The sequence below is a fragment of the Nesterenkonia aethiopica genome, from assembly GCF_039534665.1.
In the GTDB taxonomy this organism is placed as follows: domain Bacteria; phylum Actinomycetota; class Actinomycetes; order Actinomycetales; family Micrococcaceae; genus Nesterenkonia; species Nesterenkonia aethiopica.
In genome coordinates this window covers 36,570-53,660 of the sequence record NZ_BAAAVT010000009.1, presented here as the reverse complement: position 1 = coordinate 53,660, position 17,091 = coordinate 36,570, and the positions used below count along the sequence as shown (strand labels likewise).

13 protein-coding genes and 1 pseudogene are annotated in these 17,091 nt (G+C 70.1%); 4 read left to right on the top strand and 10 right to left on the bottom strand.

Going from position 1 to position 17,091, the window contains the following annotated elements:
• Window positions 1–32: 32 nt before the first annotated feature.
• Both ABD658_RS08205 and ABD658_RS08200 read right to left on the bottom strand, forming a co-directional pair.
• A pseudogene (locus ABD658_RS08205) lies at window positions 33–1,325 on the bottom strand (purine-cytosine permease family protein); the annotation flags it as partial.
• A 15-nt stretch (window positions 1,326–1,340) separates the two neighbouring features.
• Complete coding sequence (locus ABD658_RS08200; protein WP_344685886.1) at window positions 1,341–1,505, bottom strand: hypothetical protein; 165 nt, start codon at window positions 1,503–1,505, stop codon at window positions 1,341–1,343.
• Window positions 1,506–1,777: 272 nt separating this feature from the next.
• Here ABD658_RS08200 and ABD658_RS08195 point away from each other — a divergent pair, with 272 nt between their 5' ends.
• The 3 genes from ABD658_RS08195 to ABD658_RS08185 are packed head-to-tail and all read left to right on the top strand — an operon-like array spanning window position 1,778 to window position 4,759.
• Window positions 1,778–2,860 carry a type III polyketide synthase gene (locus ABD658_RS08195; RefSeq protein ID WP_344685888.1) on the top strand — a complete coding sequence of 361 codons (1,083 nt, stop codon included), beginning with the start codon at window positions 1,778–1,780 and terminating at the stop codon, window positions 2,858–2,860.
• A gap of 11 nt (window positions 2,861–2,871) precedes the next feature.
• Window positions 2,872–3,564 carry a methyltransferase domain-containing protein gene (locus ABD658_RS08190; RefSeq protein ID WP_344685890.1) on the top strand — a complete coding sequence of 231 codons (693 nt, stop codon included), beginning with the start codon at window positions 2,872–2,874 and terminating at the stop codon, window positions 3,562–3,564.
• Window positions 3,557–4,759 (top strand): FAD-dependent oxidoreductase, encoded by a 1,203-nt coding sequence (locus ABD658_RS08185; protein WP_344685892.1) that lies wholly within the window; start codon window positions 3,557–3,559, stop codon window positions 4,757–4,759. Before ABD658_RS08190 ends, ABD658_RS08185 begins: the two co-directional genes overlap by 8 nt.
• A 26-nt stretch (window positions 4,760–4,785) precedes the next feature.
• Here the strand turns inward: ABD658_RS08185 and ABD658_RS08180 are convergent, their stop codons facing one another.
• The 3 genes from ABD658_RS08180 to ABD658_RS08170 all read right to left on the bottom strand — a co-directional run bounded on the left by ABD658_RS08180 (window position 4,786) and on the right by ABD658_RS08170 (window position 7,864).
• Window positions 4,786–5,628, bottom strand: a complete 843-nt coding sequence (locus ABD658_RS08180) for a UbiA family prenyltransferase (RefSeq protein ID WP_344685894.1) — start codon at window positions 5,626–5,628, stop codon at window positions 4,786–4,788.
• A gap of 80 nt (window positions 5,629–5,708) precedes the next feature.
• Entirely contained in the window at window positions 5,709–7,262 is a 1,554-nt protein-coding gene (locus tag ABD658_RS08175) for an MDR family MFS transporter (protein ID WP_344685896.1), read from the bottom strand.
• Entirely contained in the window at window positions 7,259–7,864 is a 606-nt protein-coding gene (locus ABD658_RS08170) for a TetR family transcriptional regulator (protein WP_344685898.1), read from the bottom strand. The genes ABD658_RS08175 and ABD658_RS08170 overlap by 4 nt, the downstream gene beginning before the upstream one ends.
• Before the next feature lie 254 nt (window positions 7,865–8,118).
• On the opposite strand from ABD658_RS08170, the gene ABD658_RS08165 reads away from it, so the two are divergent.
• Window positions 8,119–9,531, top strand: a complete 1,413-nt coding sequence (locus ABD658_RS08165) for an alkaline phosphatase (protein ID WP_344685900.1) — start codon at window positions 8,119–8,121, stop codon at window positions 9,529–9,531.
• A 102-nt stretch (window positions 9,532–9,633) separates the two neighbouring features.
• Here ABD658_RS08165 and ABD658_RS08160 read toward each other — a convergent pair whose 3' ends face one another.
• The 5 genes from ABD658_RS08160 to ABD658_RS08140 all read right to left on the bottom strand — a co-directional run bounded on the left by ABD658_RS08160 (window position 9,634) and on the right by ABD658_RS08140 (window position 16,910).
• The gene (locus tag ABD658_RS08160) at window positions 9,634–10,281 is read right to left on the bottom strand and encodes a DUF305 domain-containing protein (RefSeq protein ID WP_344685902.1); all 648 of its coding nucleotides are present in this window, start codon (window positions 10,279–10,281) and stop codon (window positions 9,634–9,636) included.
• Window positions 10,282–10,529: 248 nt separating this feature from the next.
• Window positions 10,530–13,652: a glycoside hydrolase family 2 TIM barrel-domain containing protein gene (locus ABD658_RS08155; protein WP_425574498.1), complete on the bottom strand. Its 3,123-nt coding sequence runs from the start codon at window positions 13,650–13,652 to the stop codon at window positions 10,530–10,532.
• A gap of 11 nt (window positions 13,653–13,663) precedes the next feature.
• Window positions 13,664–14,623 (bottom strand): carbohydrate ABC transporter permease, encoded by a 960-nt coding sequence (locus ABD658_RS08150; protein WP_344685906.1) that lies wholly within the window; start codon window positions 14,621–14,623, stop codon window positions 13,664–13,666.
• Entirely contained in the window at window positions 14,620–15,567 is a 948-nt protein-coding gene (locus ABD658_RS08145; protein ID WP_344685908.1) for a carbohydrate ABC transporter permease, read from the bottom strand. Before ABD658_RS08145 ends, ABD658_RS08150 begins: the two co-directional genes overlap by 4 nt.
• A complete protein-coding gene (locus tag ABD658_RS08140; RefSeq protein WP_344685910.1) occupies window positions 15,564–16,910 on the bottom strand; it encodes an ABC transporter substrate-binding protein in 1,347 nt (448 codons plus the stop codon). The genes ABD658_RS08145 and ABD658_RS08140 overlap by 4 nt, the downstream gene beginning before the upstream one ends.
• Between the last annotated feature and the right edge of the window lie 181 nt (window positions 16,911–17,091).

The window sequence follows — 17,091 nt, the reverse complement described above, 5'->3', positions numbered from 1 at the left end:
AGGCGAGACAGGTGGTCAGGCGACGTGGGCGGTCAGGCGAGGTGGGCGGTCAGGCGCGTGCGGGAGAGCAGCACGTAGCTGCCGGCGGCGATCACGAGCCCGGCCGGAATGGACAGGTCCAGTCCGGTGGCCGCGGCCACCGGACCCACATAGACCTCGCTGTTGAGGCACATCGCGGAGGCGACGCCGCCCAGCACCAGGCTCAGCAGCCCGGCCAGGTTCCAGCCCTTCCGGTACCAGAAGCTGCTCGACGGCGAAGCGTCCAGGAGGTCGACGCCGTCGTACCGGCCGCGGCGCATCAGTACGTCGGCCACGAAGACCGCCATGAGCGGACCGGCGGCGACCACGATGACCTGGAGCATCTGGGAGACCGCTGTGGTGAAGTCGTAGATCGCCACGGAGACGATGGTCAGTGCGGTGCCGATGACGGCGATGATGAGCGCCGAGGGGATCCGGCGGATCGGGATGCCCAGGGCCTGCAGGGCCATCGAGGCGCTGTAGGTGGTCATCGCGTTCAGGGCGATGGCCGCCACGATCACCGCGATGGTGAACAGCGGGAAGAACCAGCCGGGCAGTCCGGCGTCGAAGGCGCCCATGGGGTCCAGGACCATGTCGAAGCCGGCGCCGGTGGCGATCAGCGCTCCGACCGAGGTGAACACGATGCCGGGCAGCGCGCCGCCGAGCGCGGTGGCGGCGGCCACCCGCCAACCGGGGGTCTCCTTCGGCAGGTAGCGGGCCATGTCAGGGCTATTGATGAAGGACACCGGCGTGGAGACCAGCATGGTGAAGCCGATGGTCATCATCATGGCCAGGTGCATGCCGCCCAGCGGCTCCGCCGGGGCGTGGCTGAAGTCGAAGTGCGGGATCATGAACAGCGAGGTGATCACGAACATGACCACCAGGAAGTTGGTGATGTACGGGTAAGTCTTCAGGATCAGCCCGTGCCCGTAGACGGCCACCAGCACGGTGAGCCCGGAGACCACCAGCACGACGACGACACCGAGGGTCGCCGTCTGTGCCAGGCCCATTCTGCCCAGCAGCCCGAGCCCGTTGATGGAGGCCGCGGACCAGGTCAGCGAGAGGTAGACGGCGGCCAGCAGCCAGCCGTAGAGGCCCACGACGAGCCTGTTGCCCAGCACGCCGTACATGGCGCGGCTGATGACGGAGCCGGACGTGCCGGCGGCCGGGCCGCTGACCGCGATGATGCCGGTGAGGATCCACCCCACCGAGGCCGCGGCGATGACGATGAACGCCTGGAGCAGGGAGAGCCCCAGCACCGCGATCATCACTGCGCCCATGGTGAACGTGAGGAAGCTGGCGTTGGGTGCGGCCCAGACCCATTAGAGGGCCCCGGGGCGTCCCCGGCGGCTCGACTCGTCGATGAGCTCGATGCCGCGGGTCTCCGGCTGGGTGGGGGTTCCGGACTCTGCCGGTCGGGCGGCGCCGGCGCTGGTCGCGGCCGGTCCGAGCCGGGTCTCCGGCTCCTCGACGGGTGTGGCGGGCATGGGGTGCCTTTCGGTGGAACGGTGCGCGACGGGCCGGACCTCCGCGGCATGGCGGAGTGCAGCTCGACGGCGGCGTGGCAGGTGAAGGGGACGTCCGCCCGGCAGTGCCCGGGCGGACGGGTCGGGTGGCGGTCGCCGCGCCGTTGAGGCGGCCGCCACCTGTGACCCGCGTCATGCGGTATGCCTCACAATATGACTGTCGTTCATTTAATGCAAGGGGCCACCTCCCCCGGAGCCCGACGGCGAGGTCCTGCACATGGTTAAGTGGGCACATGTCTGCGCAGATCACCTCCATCGGGACGGCGCTGCCGGCGACCTCGGCGCCGCAGCCGGAACTGCGCGCCTTCTTCGCCCGTCAGCCCGGCGCGGACCGACTCACCCGCCGCCTCATCGGGGGCGCCTTCGACGCGTCAGGAATCCAGACGAGGCACACCGCACTGGAGAGCTTGGCGGGCTCGCCCGACGGGGTGTTCATCGACGAGGACGGCACACTGCTGTCCCCGACGACCGGCGTCCGCAACGACCTCTACCGGCGCACCGCCCCTCCGCTGGCAGCGGCAGCCGCCCGCGACGCCCTGACCCGCGGCGACGTCGCCGCCGATCAGATCACCCACGTGATCACGGTGTCCTGCACCGGGTTCTTCGCCCCCGGCCTCGACTACCACCTCGTGCGTGATCTCGGCCTCCCACCCGACGTCGAGCGCACACACCTGGGATTCATGGGCTGCGCTGCGGCACTGCCGGCGCTGCGCCTGGCTTCCCAGATCACCGAGGGACGACCCCGCGCCGTCGTCCTGGTCGTGTGCGTGGAGCTGTGCTCGCTCCATGTCCGCGAGACCTCGGACCCGGAGCAGGTGGTGGCGGCCTCCGTGTTCGCCGACGGGGCGGCCGCGGCGCTGGTCACCGCCGGCGACATCTCCCGGGACACGGGCGGGCTGGTCCTGGACCGCTTCGCCACCGCGCTGACCAGGGAGGGTGAGTCGGACATGTCCTGGACGATCGGGGACCACGGCTTCCGGATGACCCTCTCGGCGGAGGTCCCGCGGATCATCGGACGCGAGATCCACGACGCCGTGGACCGCCTCCTGGGCGACGAGGCCCGGCCGGGCATCTGGGCGGTCCACCCCGGAGGGCGCAGCGTGCTGGACAGGGTCGAGTCGGGGCTCGCGCTGCAGCCCACGGCGCTGCAGGCCTCCCGCGCGGTGCTGAGGGACTGCGGCAACATGTCCAGCGCGACGATCCTGTTCATCCTGGGACGACTCCTGGAGGATCCGGCCGTGGAGGGTCCGATCGCCGCTCTTGCCTTCGGGCCCGGCCTGACCGTGGAGTCCGCCCTGATGCACAGGACGAGGTGATCCCTCCCCCGATGGACCTCTCACGACGCGATGACACGCTGCGCGAACTCATGGACGATCCCGACTGCGACCCTGAGCGGCTGCACGCGACCCTTCGCCGCTTCGGAGTCGTCAACCGTGTGGTCTCCGGCTGGGACTCCCTCTACCGCACTCGCCTGCGCCTCCTGCTGGCCGACCTGGACCGACCTGCCCGGGTGCTCGACCTCGGCTCGGGCGGCGGGGACGTCATCGCCCGCCTGGCCGGCCTGGCGGCCCGAGACCGGCTCGACGTGCAGTGGACGGGCGCCGACCCGGACCCGCGGGCGCACCGGGCGGCATGCGCACGAGCGATCCCCGGCGCCACGTTCGTGTGCGCCGACGCCGGGGACCTCCTCCACCGGGGTGACGTCTTCGACCTCGTGATCTCCAATCATGTGCTCCACCACCTGGGCTCGCCCGAGCTGGTCGAATTCGCCCGCGCCTCCCGCGCCCTCTCCTCGGGCGTTGTCCTGCACAATGACATCGCGCGGAGCCGACGGGCCTACTGGCTCTACGCGGTCGGCATCACCCCGCTGGCTCCGGGCACCTTCCTGCGGACGGACGGGCTGCGCTCGATCCGACGCAGCCACCGGCGCGAGGAGCTCGCGGTCGCGCTGGGCCCGGAGTGGACCGTCACCGCGCCGACACCGTTCCGCCTGCTCGCCGAGGCACCCGGCCGTGCCTGAGGTGATCGTCGTCGGGGCGGGACCCGTGGGACTGTTGATGGCCGGTGAGCTGCGGCGCCACGGAGTCGACGTCGAGCTGCTGGAACAGCGGACGGAGCCGAGCCCCGGCACCCGCGCCATCGGTGTGCACCCGCCGGTGCTCACCGCCCTGGAGGGCTCCGGGATCACAGAAGGCCTCCTGGAGCACGCCGTACGGGTCGGCCACGGGCAGGCACGCTCCCGCGGGCGCCTGCTCGGCACTGTGCGCTTCGACCGGCTCTCGGCGCGATTCCCCTTCGTCGCGACGCTCCCGCAGGCCGCCACCGAGGCGGTCCTGGCGCGATCAGCGCCGGAGCCGGTGCGCGGGGTTCGGGTCACCGGGCTGGCCTCCGTCGGTGATGCCGTGCAGCTGAGCACCGACGCCGGGGAGCGGCACGCCCCGCTGGTCGTCCTCGCCGGAGGGGCCCGCTCACGGCACCTCGTACACCCGGGGCTGCAGGCCCATACCTACCCGGACCGCTACCTGATGACCGATGCTGAGGTGCCCGACGACGATTCCCGCGCCACCGCCGTGGTGCACCTCACGGAGGCCGGCGTACTGGAGTCCTTCCCCCTCCCTGGAGGGCGCCGGCGATTCGTCGCCTGGGACCCTCCGGGGGCGGCGCTGGATGCGCCCGCACGTCGGGGCCGCATGGAGCAGGCGCTGGCCGACCGCGGAGCGGCCACCGGACGCCGGGCTGCCGTCCGCGAGACCACCGGCGACGACATCACCGTCCGCGAGACCACCGTCGGCGAGGTCACCGGTTTCGCGGTGCGGCGCCTGGTGGCGCCGACCATGCGCCGAGGGCGGGTGTTCATCGTCGGCGACGCCGCCCATGAGGTCAGCCCCATCGGGGGTCAGGGCATGAATCTGGGGCTGCTCGACGCCGTCGCCCTGGCTCCGCTGCTGGCGGCCTGGCTGCACACCGGTGTCTGCGCTGAGGCTGACCTGCGACGTTGGGAGCTCTCCAGGATGCGCTCGGCCCGCCGGGCGGCGCTGCTGGCGGGAGTCAACCTGCGTCTGGGCCGGCCAGCGACGCCGGCTCGGGACGCCCTCCGACGCTGCGGCCTGCGGGCGATGCTGAGTCCGGGAGCCCGTGAGCTCTTCACCCGCGCCTACGCGATGGGATTCGACGCCGGCGCCAGGACGTGGAGCCGACCTCCCGGTCACGGCTGATCAGGGGGCGATCCGGGCAGGTGATGTCACGGCGCCAGCGCGTGTCCGGAGGCCACGAGCTGCCCGGCCAGCAGCAGGGCGGCGAGCATGACGAGACGGAACAGCACCCGGCCGGTGGACCCTGCCCGCGCGAGCACCAGGCTGATCAGCACGACGGCGACGACGAGGGCCAGGGCCACCCAGCCGATCACCATGACGTCACGGATGCTCCCGCCGGCGGGTCCGAACGTGGCGGAGGCCGCGCCCAGCAGCACCGCGGCCGCCGCCAGCCCGACGGAGGTCCTCGACCCCAGCCGGTGGGGTGTGCCGCGGACTCCGGTGCGGGCGTCGTCGTCCAGGTCGGGCAGGACATTGGTCAGATGCAGCGCCGCGCCCAGCGCGCCTCCGGCGAGCCACGCCCAGCCGGGGGCGAGCTGCGGCTCCGCGGCCGCCAGGGTGGCCAGGGAGGGGAAGCAGCAGAAGGCGAGGATGTAGGGTGCGATGGACAGCGGCCCCGTCTTCAGTCCGGCGTTGTAGGACCATCCGCTCACCAGCACCACGGCGTGGGCTCCGGTGAACCCCAGACCAAGGGGAGCCGACAGTCCCAGGGCCAGCAGGGCCAGCACGACGGCGGCGGTCCATGCGGTAAGCAGACCGACCTCCCCCCAGGCGATCGGCTTGTCCGTCCGCCCCACGGCGCAGTCGCGGTCGGCGTCGATGGCGTCATTGGAGATCCCGATCGAGAGCTGCCCCGCGAACACCGCCGCGGCGAGCATCACGAGGCGCCAGGTCTCCACGCCCGCCGCGAGCGCCAGGGCCGCCGCCAGGGTCGTGACGACCAGCGTCGGGCCGGGGTGGGAGGACCGCCATAGGCCCACCACCGACCTCATGACGGGGCTCGACGCTGGACTCCTCACCGGACTCATCACGGTGCCAGTGTCGCACTCACCTCGCCACGGTGATGTCTCAGTCACCTCTCCAAGGTGGTGGCCAGCGCCTTCTCCTTCACGAAGAGCAGGAACACCGTGGCAAGCAGCGCCAGCGGCACCAACGCCAGGAACAGCGGCATGAGGGCCTCGTTGTAGGACTCCACCACCAGGGTATGGATCGGCTCAGGAAGTTGGGACACCAGCGCCGGAGTCAGCGAGCTGGACCCACCCTCCCCGACGGCGTCGGCCGGCATCTTGCCCGCCAGGATTGTGGTCAGGCGCGTGGCGAACAGCGAGCCGATGACCGCCGAGCCGAGGGTCGCGCCGACCTGCCGGAAGTAGTTCTGCCCGGCGGTGGCGGTGCCGACCACGCGCAGCGGGAAGGAGTTCTGCGCCACCAGGGTCAGCAGCTGCATGGTGCTGCCCAGCCCCAGGCCCATCACGCCCAGGTACAGGCAGACGAACACGATCGGCGAATCGGCGTGGACGGTGGAGAGCAGCCCCAGACCGGCGGCGGTGATGATGCTGCCGATGACCATGAAGTGCTTGTACCGTCCGGTCATCGTCACCCGCCGGCCGACGATGATCGAGGTGATCAGCAGCGTGCCCATCATCGGGATCATCAGCAGCCCGGCCTCGGCAGGGCTGTACCCGGTGACCATCTGCAGGTAGGTGGGCATGTATCCCAGGGCGCCGAACATCGCCACCCCGGTGATGAGCCCGGCGGCCATGGTGAGGTTGAAGTTGCGGCTGCGGAAGAGCATCAGCGGCAGCACCGGCTCGGCGACGCGCGACTCCACCCAGACGAACAGCAGCCCGGCCACCAGGGCGACGGAGATCAGCGCCAGGATCACCGGGGACGTCCAGGCGAAGTCCCCGCCTCCCCAGGTGGCCACGAGCACGACGGCGGCGGTGGCCGCACCCAACAGCGTCATCCCCCAGACGTCGATCCGCCCTGCCTCGCCCTTCGGAGGCTTCGGCAGCTTCAGCAGCAGCGCAACGCCGAGCAGCGCGAGCACGCCCAGGGGGATGTTCATCCACAGGGTCCAGCGCCAGCCGGGCCCGTCGGTGAGCCAACCGCCCAGCAGCGGCCCGGCCACCGAGGAGAAGGCGAAGACCCCACCCATGACGCCCATGTAGCGGCCGCGTTCCCGGGCGGGGACGACGTCGGCGATGGTGGCCTGGGAGAGGATCATCAGACCGCCGCCGCCGATGCCCTGCACCACGCGGGCAGCGATGAGCACATCCATGGATTGGGCCGCGCCGGCGACGGCGGAGCCCAGGACGAAGATGCTGATGGCCACCAGGAACAGCGGCTTGCGGCCGAACATGTCGCCGAGCTTGCCGTATACCGGCATCATGATGGTCGAGGACAGGATGAACGCGGTGATGACCCAGGCCATGTGCTCCACGCCGTGAAGCTCCCCGACGATCGTGGGCAGCGCCGTGGCGAGCACGGTCTGGCCCAGGGAAGCCATGAGCATGGCGATCATCAGGGCGGCGAAGATCAGCGCCAGCCCGCGCCCTGCGGGCCGGGGGAACTCGGGGGCCGGTGCGGCGAGCTCCTCCTGCGTGTCAGTCTCTGGTGCGCTCATCGGGTGGTGTCCACGACCTCTCTGAACATGGCGATGGACTCCTCCAGGAAGTGGCGCGGGTCCCCCGCGGAGGACGAGTCCTGATAACGGTGGAAGGCATATTTCGCGATGACGCCGGCGAGCATCAGCAGGGCCTCGAGGCGCTGGTCGTCGTCAGGCTGGGCAAGCGCGACGTCCTCGCCGTCGTCGACCCGCGCCTGGATCACCTCGGCGACGAGCCGCTCGACCTCGGAGAGCAGCAGGGCCACGCGCTTCTGCAGCCCCGGGTGTTCGGCGATGATGCGGCGCCGCTGCGCGGAGGTGCTCTCCGGGATGGCAGTGCGCACGACGGCGACGAAGAGGTGGACGACGCGTGTGAGCTCGTCCGCCTCCGAGCCGCGGAAGCGCCGGATCGCCTCCTCGGTGACCTCGGGCGCCCGGGTGCCGAGGATCGCGTCCTCTTTGGTGGGGAAGTAGTTGAAGAACGTCCGACGGGAGACGCCGGCGCTGGCGGCGATCCGCTCCACCGTGGCGGCCTGCGGGCCCTCGTCCCAGGCGATGGCCTGGGCGGCCTCATGCACCGCATTCCACGTGTCGATCCGGTTGCGTTCTCGCTGAGACATCACTGGTTCTTGCACACGTACAGAATATGCACTCATGCAAACTTGCACAAGTGCATATTCTGCCTGATGCGTCACACCGATGGCACCTCACACGACCTCGACTCCTGACGCCCCCGCCTCCTGACACCCATATCAGCGACGCCCGAGCTCCCGGTCACCCGTCCGCCACCATCGATTCACCGTCACGCCATGGGCTGTGAACATCCGAGCCCTAACGTCCTCCACGGAACGCACAGCCCCGATGAAGGAGCAGAATGTCACCCGCACCGTCCCACCTGTCCCGAGGCGTCAGCCTCGCCGCCGCTGTCGCGCTCGGCGCCGCAGCTCTGGGCACCTCAGCCCCGGCCCTCGCCGGCGTGGGCGCCCCCGCGCCGGCCAGCGCCGATGCCGAACAGGGCCCCAAGAACGTCATCTACATGATCGGCGACGGCATGGGCTATAACCACCTGGCCGCGACCAACCTGTACGAGACCGGCCAGACCCGCTACCAGGTCGAGGGCGACGCCGACCCCGAGACTCTCGATGAGCTCCCCGGCGACGCGGTGCAGACCTACGAGGACTGGGACATGTTGGCCCTGAGCACCTACGCCGCCGGCGGAGAGTACGACCCGCAGGCAGCATGGTCCGACCACGACTGGGTGCAGACCGGCGCCACCGACTCCGCGGCGGCAGGCACCGCGATGGCCACCGGAGAGAAGACCACCAACGGCACGATCGGGCTGGACGCCGACGGCGAGGTCGTCGAGAACCTCTCCGAACGGGCCATCGCCACCGGCCGCTCCGCCGGCGTCGTCTCCTCCGTCCCCTTCAGCCACGCCACCCCGGCCGCGTGGGCTGCGCACAATGAGTCGCGGAACAACTACCACGAGATCGCCGACGAGATGATCGACTCCGACCTGGACGTCATCTTCGGCGCCGGGCACCCTCACTACGACGACGACAGCAAGAAGCTCAAGGACCCCGAGTTCACCTACATCGCCGAAGAGGACTTCGAGCGACTCGCCGGCGGTGAGACGGAGTTCGAGTTCACGGACAAGGACTCCGACTTCGCCACGTACGCCCGCGGAAAGGCCCAACACCTGCCGGAGCGCGCCTTCGGCCTGGCGCAGGTCGCCTCCACCCTGCAGCACGGACGCTCCGGGGACTCACAGGAGCCCTACGACGTGAAGCAGAACACCGTGGTGGACCTGCCCACCATGTCCGAGGCCGCGCTGAACATCCTGAGCCAGAACGACGAGGGCTTCCACCTCATGGTCGAAGGTGGGGCCATCGACTGGGCGGGCCACGCCAACGACACCGCCCGGGACATCGAGGAGGTCCAGGACTTCAACGATGCCGTCGACGCCGTGGTCGAGTGGGTGGAGACCGAGTCCTCCTGGGAGGAGACCCTGGTGATCGTCACCGCCGACCACGAGACCGGATACCTGGCCGGCCCCGATGACCAACCCGGCTTCACCCCGATGACCGGGGAGGCCGGCCAACTGCCCGACCTGGGATGGTACTCGGGCGACCACACCAACCAGGTGGTGCCGTTCTTCGTCCGCGGCGCCGGCTCGGAGGCGTTCTTCGAGGAGATCGTGGGCACCGATCCGGTGCGCGGGGACTACGTGGACAACACCGTGGTGGCCGACGTCCTGATGGACGGATTCTGGGCCGTCGAAGACTGAGTCCCCGCCCATACACAGAATGACTCCGCGCTTTGGGCCCTTATGACGCGTGATCCGCGCTGAAAAGGGCCCAAAGCGCGTAGCCATCGCGTTCTTGAGGGGTCAGTAGTCCTCGAGGAGGCCTTCCATGAGCTCGATCTCCTCGGACTGATCCTCGATGACCTGCTCGGAGAGCTCAAGGGCCTCAGGGTCCTGGCCCTGCTCCAGGTGCTCCTCCGCCATCTCGACGGCACCCTCGTGGTGAAGGATCATGCCCTCCAGGAACAGCCGTTCGGCCTCCGCCCCCTCGGCATCGGTGAACTCCAGGAGCTGATCCTCGGTGAGCATGCCGTCGTGCCCGCCATGCTCGCCATCCTCCCATGCCTCGAGCCAGGTGTTCATCTGCTGGATCTCGGGCCCCTGCGCGGCCTTGATGTCCTCGGCCAGGCTCTCCAGCTCGGGATCGAGCCCTTCGTTCTCCAGCAGGATCTCGGACATCTCGATCGCCTGCTCGTGGTGGGCGATCATGCCCCGGGCGTAGTCGACGTCGGCGGCATTGTGGTCATCGGAGACAGCAGCATCGTCATGGTCGGGGTCATGATCGGGGTCATGGTCGGCGTCATGATCCTCCTCCTGCTCGACCTGCTGCTCGACCTCCTGGCCCGCCTCCTCCTCGGGCGCGGCATCTTCCCCAGAGTCGCAGGCGGTGAGGAGCAGCAGTCCGAGGGCAGCGACAGAGGTGGTTGCGGTCAGCGTGCGGCGTCGGGGCATGGTGATCCATCCTTTCGGGTGGGCGGCAGTGCATCGTTCCACCCGAGGACGCCGGCCGAGAGCATCCCGCTCTGTACTGAGAACCGGTCTCATCCTCGGATGCGGCGCCAGTGTACCCCATCGGGGTATGAGCATTCCGTTGGCCCGATTCACCCCCACACACGGTGGCCCCGGAGGGATTGTCAGAATGTCGCCGCTGACGCGACATTTAGCGACAATCCCTCCGGGGCCAACGCAGAAAGAGACCCTCAGAGCGCTCGGAGCCGGAACCTCAGCGTCCGCGCCTGCGGGCGCAGCATCGCGGTGGGCCACACATCCGGACCGCAGGCCCGCGAGCCCAGGCCGTGCTGGGCGGCATCCAGGTACAGATGCGTCACCGCGGACTCCGGCAGCTCATGCGGGTGCCCGGCGGCGGCGATCTCGTGGGCCGAGTGCCGGCTCAGCGTGAACCCAGGGCGCCGACCGGCGGCGTCCGGCTCGGCGATCACCTGCAGCCAGTCTTCACCGTTCCGGCGCAGCACCAGCTCCCGCAACCCGGGGCGATGACCCGACTCCTGAGGCCGCGCGTAGTCCACTGTGAGCTCGTCGATCCCCGCGCTGAACCGTCCCACGCGAACTGACCGGGCCGTGTCCGGGTAGGAGTCATGCGGGCCCAGGCCGAACCAGGACGCGCCGTCCACGTCTGACGGCAGCTGCAGGTGCAGCCCCACGCGCGGCCAGACGTCCTGCCAGCCACGGTTCGGCACCACGGTCACCTCACACACCGCCTCGACGACGCCGTCCGCCGCCCGCTGGGCGGTCCAGGTCTCGGTGACGTCCAGGGCGGCGCGGCTCTGCGCGGCAGAGACCCGACGGCGCACCGTCACCTCCTCCTCACCGGCGTCCACCGACACCACGCGGCGCACCAGCCGGTCCAGCCCGGCCTGCCGCCAGCGGTCCGCCGCCGAGACGTGCCGGGCCTCTCCCGCCAGGTAGTCGTCGGCGTCCACCGCATCGTAGCTGGGGAAGGACGCGCCCTCGTCGTTGTCGGTGGGCGCCCGCCACAGCTCCACCTCCGGGCCGACGACGGCGGCTCCGGCCAGCTCCCGCAGCCGGGGCCCCTCCAGCAGCGCCGGGGAGTCAGCAAGTGCTGCCGGAGCACCGCCCCGCTGCGGGATGCGCGGCGCCGGGTCCGGCAGCTCCCACTGGGCCCGGGCCACCACGTGGCCGGCCGGCGCCCAGGAGGTCTGCTCGGCCAGCTCGACGCTGAGGCTCAGATGCAGCTCGCCCAGCGGAGTCTCGCGGGGGGCGTCTCGAAGCACCTCGAGCTGGTTGCCCACACCGATCAGCGTCAGCAGACCCTCTCCTCCGGCCGGGACGGGGGCGCCGTCGTCGTCGGTCAGGGGCTGGACGCCGTCGGCCACCGGGCGGCCGTCGAGCTCCACTGCCCAGCGCAGCCGCAGGTCCGAGGTGTCGGCCGTGAAGCGCCGGCTGCGGATCCGCACCTGCCCCGCAGCGTGCGCCGCCTCCCCGGGCTCCAGCAGGATGGGCTGCTCGACGGCGGCGTACTCGGCCAGTCCCGGGGTGGGCGTGTGGTCGGAGAGGACCATGCCGTCCATGACGAAGTTCCCGTCGTGGACCACCTCGCCGAAGTCTCCGCCGTAGCCGAAATACTCCACACCGTCCGCCGTCGTGGTGCGGATGCCGTGGTCCCGCCATTCCCAGATGAACCCGCCGTGGAGTCGGTCGTAGCGGTCCACCAGATCGCGGTAGTCGTCCAGCGCCCCGGGGCCGTTGCCCATGGCGTGGGCGTACTCGCAGTGGACGAACGGTTTGGACCGCTGCCGGGCAGAGTCGGCGGTCGAGCAGCCCAGCAACGGGCGGAGATCGTCGTCGCGGGCGATGGACTCGGTCTCTGGGACCTTGGCATACATGCGCGAGTACACGTCGGTGTAGGCCCCGGTGTAGTCGCCCTCGTAGTGGACGGGGCGCCCGGGGTCCCGGCGGTGCACCCATTCGGCCATGGCGGCGAGGTTCTCCCCCGTGCCGGACTCGTTGCCCAACGACCAGAGCACGATCGAGGGATGGTTCTTGTCCCGCTCCACGGTGCGGCGGATCCGATCCAGGTAGGCCTCACGCCAGCGGGGGTCATCACTGGGATTGTCCACCCAGCCGCCGGCCTCGAAGCCATGGGTCTCCAGGTCACATTCCAGCACCACCCAGAGACCGTACTCGTCGGCGAGGTCCAGCAGCTTCGGATGCGGCGGGTAGTGGCTGGTGCGGATGGCGTTGACATTGTGGCGCTTCATCAGCGCCAGATCCTCGCGGGCGTGCTCCTCGTCGAAGACGCGCCCCCGGTCCGGGTGGGTCTCGTGGCGGTTCATCCCGGAGAACACCACGCGTCGGCCGTTGACCAGCAGGCGGTCGCCGTCGATCTCCACCCGGCGGAACCCGGTGCGCAGCCGCAGGGTCTCGGCGGCGGAGGAGACCAGGACGTCGTAGAGCACCGGCTCCTCCGGGGACCAGGGCCGCACCTGCGCCTGCTCGCCCACCTCCGCACCCCCGACGACGACGGCGGCCACCTCCTCGGGGGCCTGCCATCGGACGTCCACCGCCAGCTCAGGGATCTGCAGGCGCACCGGATAGGCCGAAGGATCCGCCGTGATCTCGGGGATGACTATCCCCCGGCCGGTGGCCGGGTCACAGTCTGAGGTGAGCCAGACGTCGTCGATGCCGCCCTCGGGCCGATGCAGCAGGGTGACCTCGCGGAAGATGCCGGGCATCCACCACTGGTCCTGGTCCTCCAGGTAGCTGCCCGCGGAGAACTGCACCACCCGCACCGCCACCGTGTTGGTGCCGGCGACGACGGCCCCGGTGATGTCGAACTCATGGGCCAGCCGGGAGCCGAAGGCCTCCCCGATCCGATGCCCGTTCACCCAGAGCTGCAGGAAGGACTCCACCCCGTCGAAGCGCAGCAGCACTCGGCCGGTGTCCAGCCAACTCTGCGGGACCTCGATCTGCCGGCGGTGGTCGCCGGTGGGATTCTCGTCGGGCACATGGGGCGGCTCCACCGGGAAGGGGTACTGCACATTGGTGTAGGCGGGACTGCCGTACCGGCCGTCGAGCACCCAGTGGCAGGGCAGCTCGAGGGTGTCCCAGCCGGCGTCGTCATAGTCCGGGGCGGCGAAGGCCTCCGGCTCCTCCTCCCCCAGCACACCGTGCCCACCAGGGGTCCCCGGCACGGCGGGAGAGAGGCGGAACCGCCAGGGACCGCTGAGGTCCCGTCTCTCGGCGTCGCTGGCCTCCACCAGCCAGGACCGCGGAGCCTCCAGGGCACCGGCGCCGGGCCGGTACGAGACGTGGTCCACGGGAGCGGAGACCGGGGTGGGCATCGGGGCAGAGGTCACTTCACAGCACCTTCCGTCAGGCCGCCGCGCCAGAAGCGCTGCAGCACGATCATGGCCAGGGCCAGCGGGATGATGGACAGCAGCACCCCGCCGGTGGTCAGTTCGTAGAACTCGGGCAGCCGGTCGGTCTGGCTGCGCCAATGGTTGAGCCCCAGGGTGATGGGGAAGAGCCGCTCGTCGGTGAGCATCACCAGCGGCAGGAAGTAGTTGTTCCAGATCCCGACCAGCTGGAAGAGGAACACCGTCACCAGCGCCGGGGTCATGATGCGCAGGCCGAGGACGTGGAAGATGCGGATCTCCCCGACCCCGTCCAGCCGGGCCGCTTCGATCAGCGAGGTGTCCACGGTGGCGTCGGCGTAGATGCGGCACAGGAACAGGCCGAACGGCGAGACCAGGGAGGGGATCAGCACGCTCCAGTAGGTGTTGACCATGCCCAGCTGGCTGAACAGCAGGAACAGCGGCAGCGCAGTGGCGGTGCCGGGCACCAGCACTCCGCCGAGCACGAGGCCGAAGATGAGGTTCCGGCCGCGGAACATGTACTTCGACAGGGCGTAGCCGGCCGCGGCGGCCAGGTAGGTGGCGATCAGCGAGCCCACGCCGGCGTAGAGCAGCGAGTTGCCCAGCCAGCGGAGGAAGACGCCGCCGTCGTAGCTGAGCACCTGGCTCAGGTTGCTGAGCAGGGCGATGTTCTCCGCGAAGAGGAACCCGTGGGTGCCGAAGAGGTCGTCGGTGGTCTTCGACGCCGCCACGATCACCCAGTACACGGGCACCAGGAAGTACAGGGCCACGATGGTCAACACTCCGGTGACGATGATCGTCCGGGCCGCGCGGGCGCGGCCGCCCGGCACGACGGTGCCGCGGGCCTGCTCGGCGCGGGCGCCCTGCGGAGGGGGCCCGACGTCGGCTTCGTGGGCCTTCGCGGCGGCGGTCTCGGCGGTGCTGGCGGCCGGGGTCATCGCGAGGTCCTGTTCGTCAGCCGGAGGAAGGCGAAGGACAGCACGAACGCCACCAGGGCGATCAGCACCGCCTGGGCGGCGGCGACCGTGTAGTCGTTGTAGGCGAACGCGGTGGTGTATGCCGACAGGTTGGGCGTGTACTGGGAGTCGATGGCCGGTGCCACCTGGGCCAGCAGCTGCGGCTCGGCGAAGAGCTGCAGAGTCCCGATGATGGAGAAGACGGTGGTCAGCACCAGGGCGGGGCGGATCAGCGGCAGCTGGATGCTGAACGCCAGGCGGGCGGGCCCGGCGCCGTCCACGCGCGCGGCCTCGTAGAGCTCGGGCGGGATCGCCTTGAGCTGAGCGATGATGATCAGCATGTTGTAGCCGGTGTAGGTCCAGGTCACGATGTTCGCGATGGACCACAGCACGGTGCCCGCACCCAGGAAGTCGATCTCCAGTCCGAACCAGGCATGGGCGGTGTCGACGATGGGGCTCAGCCCCGGGACGTAGAGGAATGACCACAGGATGGTGGCCAACACCCCGGGCACGCCGTAGGGCATGAAATAGGCCGCTCGGAAGAAGCCCGGCCAGCGGGCCGAGGCCGACTCCAGCAGCAGCGCCAGCACGGTGGCCAGGGTGATCATGATCGGCACCTGCACCACGCCGAAGAGCAGCATCCGTCCGATGGAGGCGATGAACTGCCCGTCGGCCAGGGCCAGCCGGTAGTTCTCGAACCAGGCGAAGGTGCTGGTGACCCCTTCCTCGCCGAAGAGTCCCTCCCGCTCCACCAGGGTGAAGCTCTGCCCGAGCGCCATGAGGATCGGCAGCACGAAGGTGAAGAGGAACAGCAGCAGGAACGGGGTGACCAGGATCCACGGCGCCACCGCCGTGGGGCTCGGACGCCTCCTGACACCCGATCGGGCGACGTCGGGGGCCGCCGTCGTCGTGGTGGGTGTGCTCATCGTTCTGCCCTCCGGATGGTCAGCCCCTTGGTCGCGAAGACCTCCATGGTGCTCTGCTCGGCACGGACGACGGCGTCCACCAGGGAGGCGCCGCGGGCCTTGCCGCGGAACTCGTCGGCGAGGATGTTGAAGGTCTGCTGCGTGATGGGCCACCACTGCCAGTCCGCGTTCTGATCACCTGCGGCGGGCTCGAAGACCTCGGTGTTGTAGTGCTGTCCCCCGAAGAACTCGCTGGCCCCCTCCCGCGGCGTCCCGATGTGATCGGGGTTCGTGGACCAGCCGATGCCGCTGTTCTCGATCAGCGCGTCGATGCCCTCCGGGCTGGAGTTGAGCCAGACGGCGAACTCCATGGCCTCATGGGGGTGGGCGCTGTGGGCCAGCACGGCGGTGGAGGAGCCGCCCAGATGCGAGGAGCCGTACCCGGTGGGCCAGGTGGGCAGCGGGGCGACCCGCCACCGTCCTTCGGCCCCGGAGACGCCGGAGAGCAGGGCGTCGCCCCAGCTCGCGGAGGCCAGGGAGACGATCTGGTCGTTCGCGGCGGCGGCGAACCAGCCGGGGCTGTAAGGCTGATGCTGGGTGGTGACCAGGCCGTCGTCGACGATCTCGTCGAAGAACCGGGCCACCTCCAGGGTGCGCTCCCCGGCCATGTCGATGACCCAGCCCTCCTCCTCCGCCTGAAACCAGGTGGCTCCGGCCTGCATGGCATGAGCGGTGAACACGGAGGTGTCCGCCAGCGGGAAGGAGTCCATATGCATGCCCGCCTGGCGGACCTCGGCGGCGACCCCGGCCCACTGCTCCCAGGTCTGCGGCGGCTCCGCGCCGACCTCCTCCAGCAGGTCGGGGCGGTAATACATGGCAGTGGGACCGGAGTCCTGAGGGATCCCATAGACGCCGCCGGCGAAGCTCACCTGCCCCCAGAGGGTGGGGTCGAAGCGGCCCTCGTGCTGTGCCACGTCATAGCGACTGAGGTCCACCAGCCCGTTGACCATCAGGAACTCGGGGATGGTGTGCATCTCCACCTGGGCCAGATCGGGCCCGGCACCGGCGGCGAGCGCGCTGTAGAGCTTCTGGTACCCGCCATCGTTGCCGCCGGGTATCCAGGCGATCTCCACCTGGATGTGGGGGTTCTGGGCGTTCCAGATGTCGGCCACCCGCTGGAGGTCCTTCAGCCACGCCCAGTAGGTGAGGGTGACAGTCTTCCCTGCTCCGGCCGGCGGGCGGGTGGGCTCGGCGTTGACGGAGGTGGTGCCGGGCACCGCACATCCGGACAGCGCCAGCGCTCCGGCACCGAGACCGAGGCCGAGACCGCCGCGGAGCAGCTGACGGCGGGAGAGCGATGTCATCAGCGGTCACCTCACAGTGCTTCAGGGGATCGAGCCGTCAGGGAACAGTGCCGTCAGGGGGCAGTGCCGTCAGGCGGCCCTGGACAGTCGCCTCCACAACCTCACGATTCCAACAGGACTGAACATTCCCGACCAACTATCAACGCTCAGAATCGCTGTGTCAAGCGTCACAGCACACGCG

What these genes read in the sequence shown, in the direction of transcription:
- ABD658_RS08200 (WP_344685886.1), bottom strand. Translation starts at nt 1,505, where the DNA reads ATGCCCGCCACACCCGTCGAGGAGCCGGAGACCCGGCTCGGACCGGCC.
- ABD658_RS08195 (WP_344685888.1), top strand. Translation starts at nt 1,778, where the DNA reads ATGTCTGCGCAGATCACCTCCATCGGGACGGCGCTGCCGGCGACCTCG.
- ABD658_RS08190 (WP_344685890.1), top strand. Translation starts at nt 2,872, where the DNA reads ATGGACCTCTCACGACGCGATGACACGCTGCGCGAACTCATGGACGAT.
- ABD658_RS08180 (WP_344685894.1), bottom strand. Translation starts at nt 5,628, where the DNA reads ATGAGGTCGGTGGTGGGCCTATGGCGGTCCTCCCACCCCGGCCCGACG.
- ABD658_RS08175 (WP_344685896.1), bottom strand. Translation starts at nt 7,262, where the DNA reads ATGAGCGCACCAGAGACTGACACGCAGGAGGAGCTCGCCGCACCGGCC.
- ABD658_RS08170 (WP_344685898.1), bottom strand. Translation starts at nt 7,864, where the DNA reads ATGTCTCAGCGAGAACGCAACCGGATCGACACGTGGAATGCGGTGCAT.
- ABD658_RS08165 (WP_344685900.1), top strand. Translation starts at nt 8,119, where the DNA reads ATGTCACCCGCACCGTCCCACCTGTCCCGAGGCGTCAGCCTCGCCGCC.
- ABD658_RS08160 (WP_344685902.1), bottom strand. Translation starts at nt 10,281, where the DNA reads ATGCCCCGACGCCGCACGCTGACCGCAACCACCTCTGTCGCTGCCCTC.
- ABD658_RS08155 (WP_425574498.1), bottom strand. Translation starts at nt 13,652, where the DNA reads ATGCCCACCCCGGTCTCCGCTCCCGTGGACCACGTCTCGTACCGGCCC.
- ABD658_RS08150 (WP_344685906.1), bottom strand. Translation starts at nt 14,623, where the DNA reads ATGACCCCGGCCGCCAGCACCGCCGAGACCGCCGCCGCGAAGGCCCAC.
- ABD658_RS08145 (WP_344685908.1), bottom strand. Translation starts at nt 15,567, where the DNA reads ATGAGCACACCCACCACGACGACGGCGGCCCCCGACGTCGCCCGATCG.
- ABD658_RS08140 (WP_344685910.1), bottom strand. Translation starts at nt 16,910, where the DNA reads ATGACATCGCTCTCCCGCCGTCAGCTGCTCCGCGGCGGTCTCGGCCTC.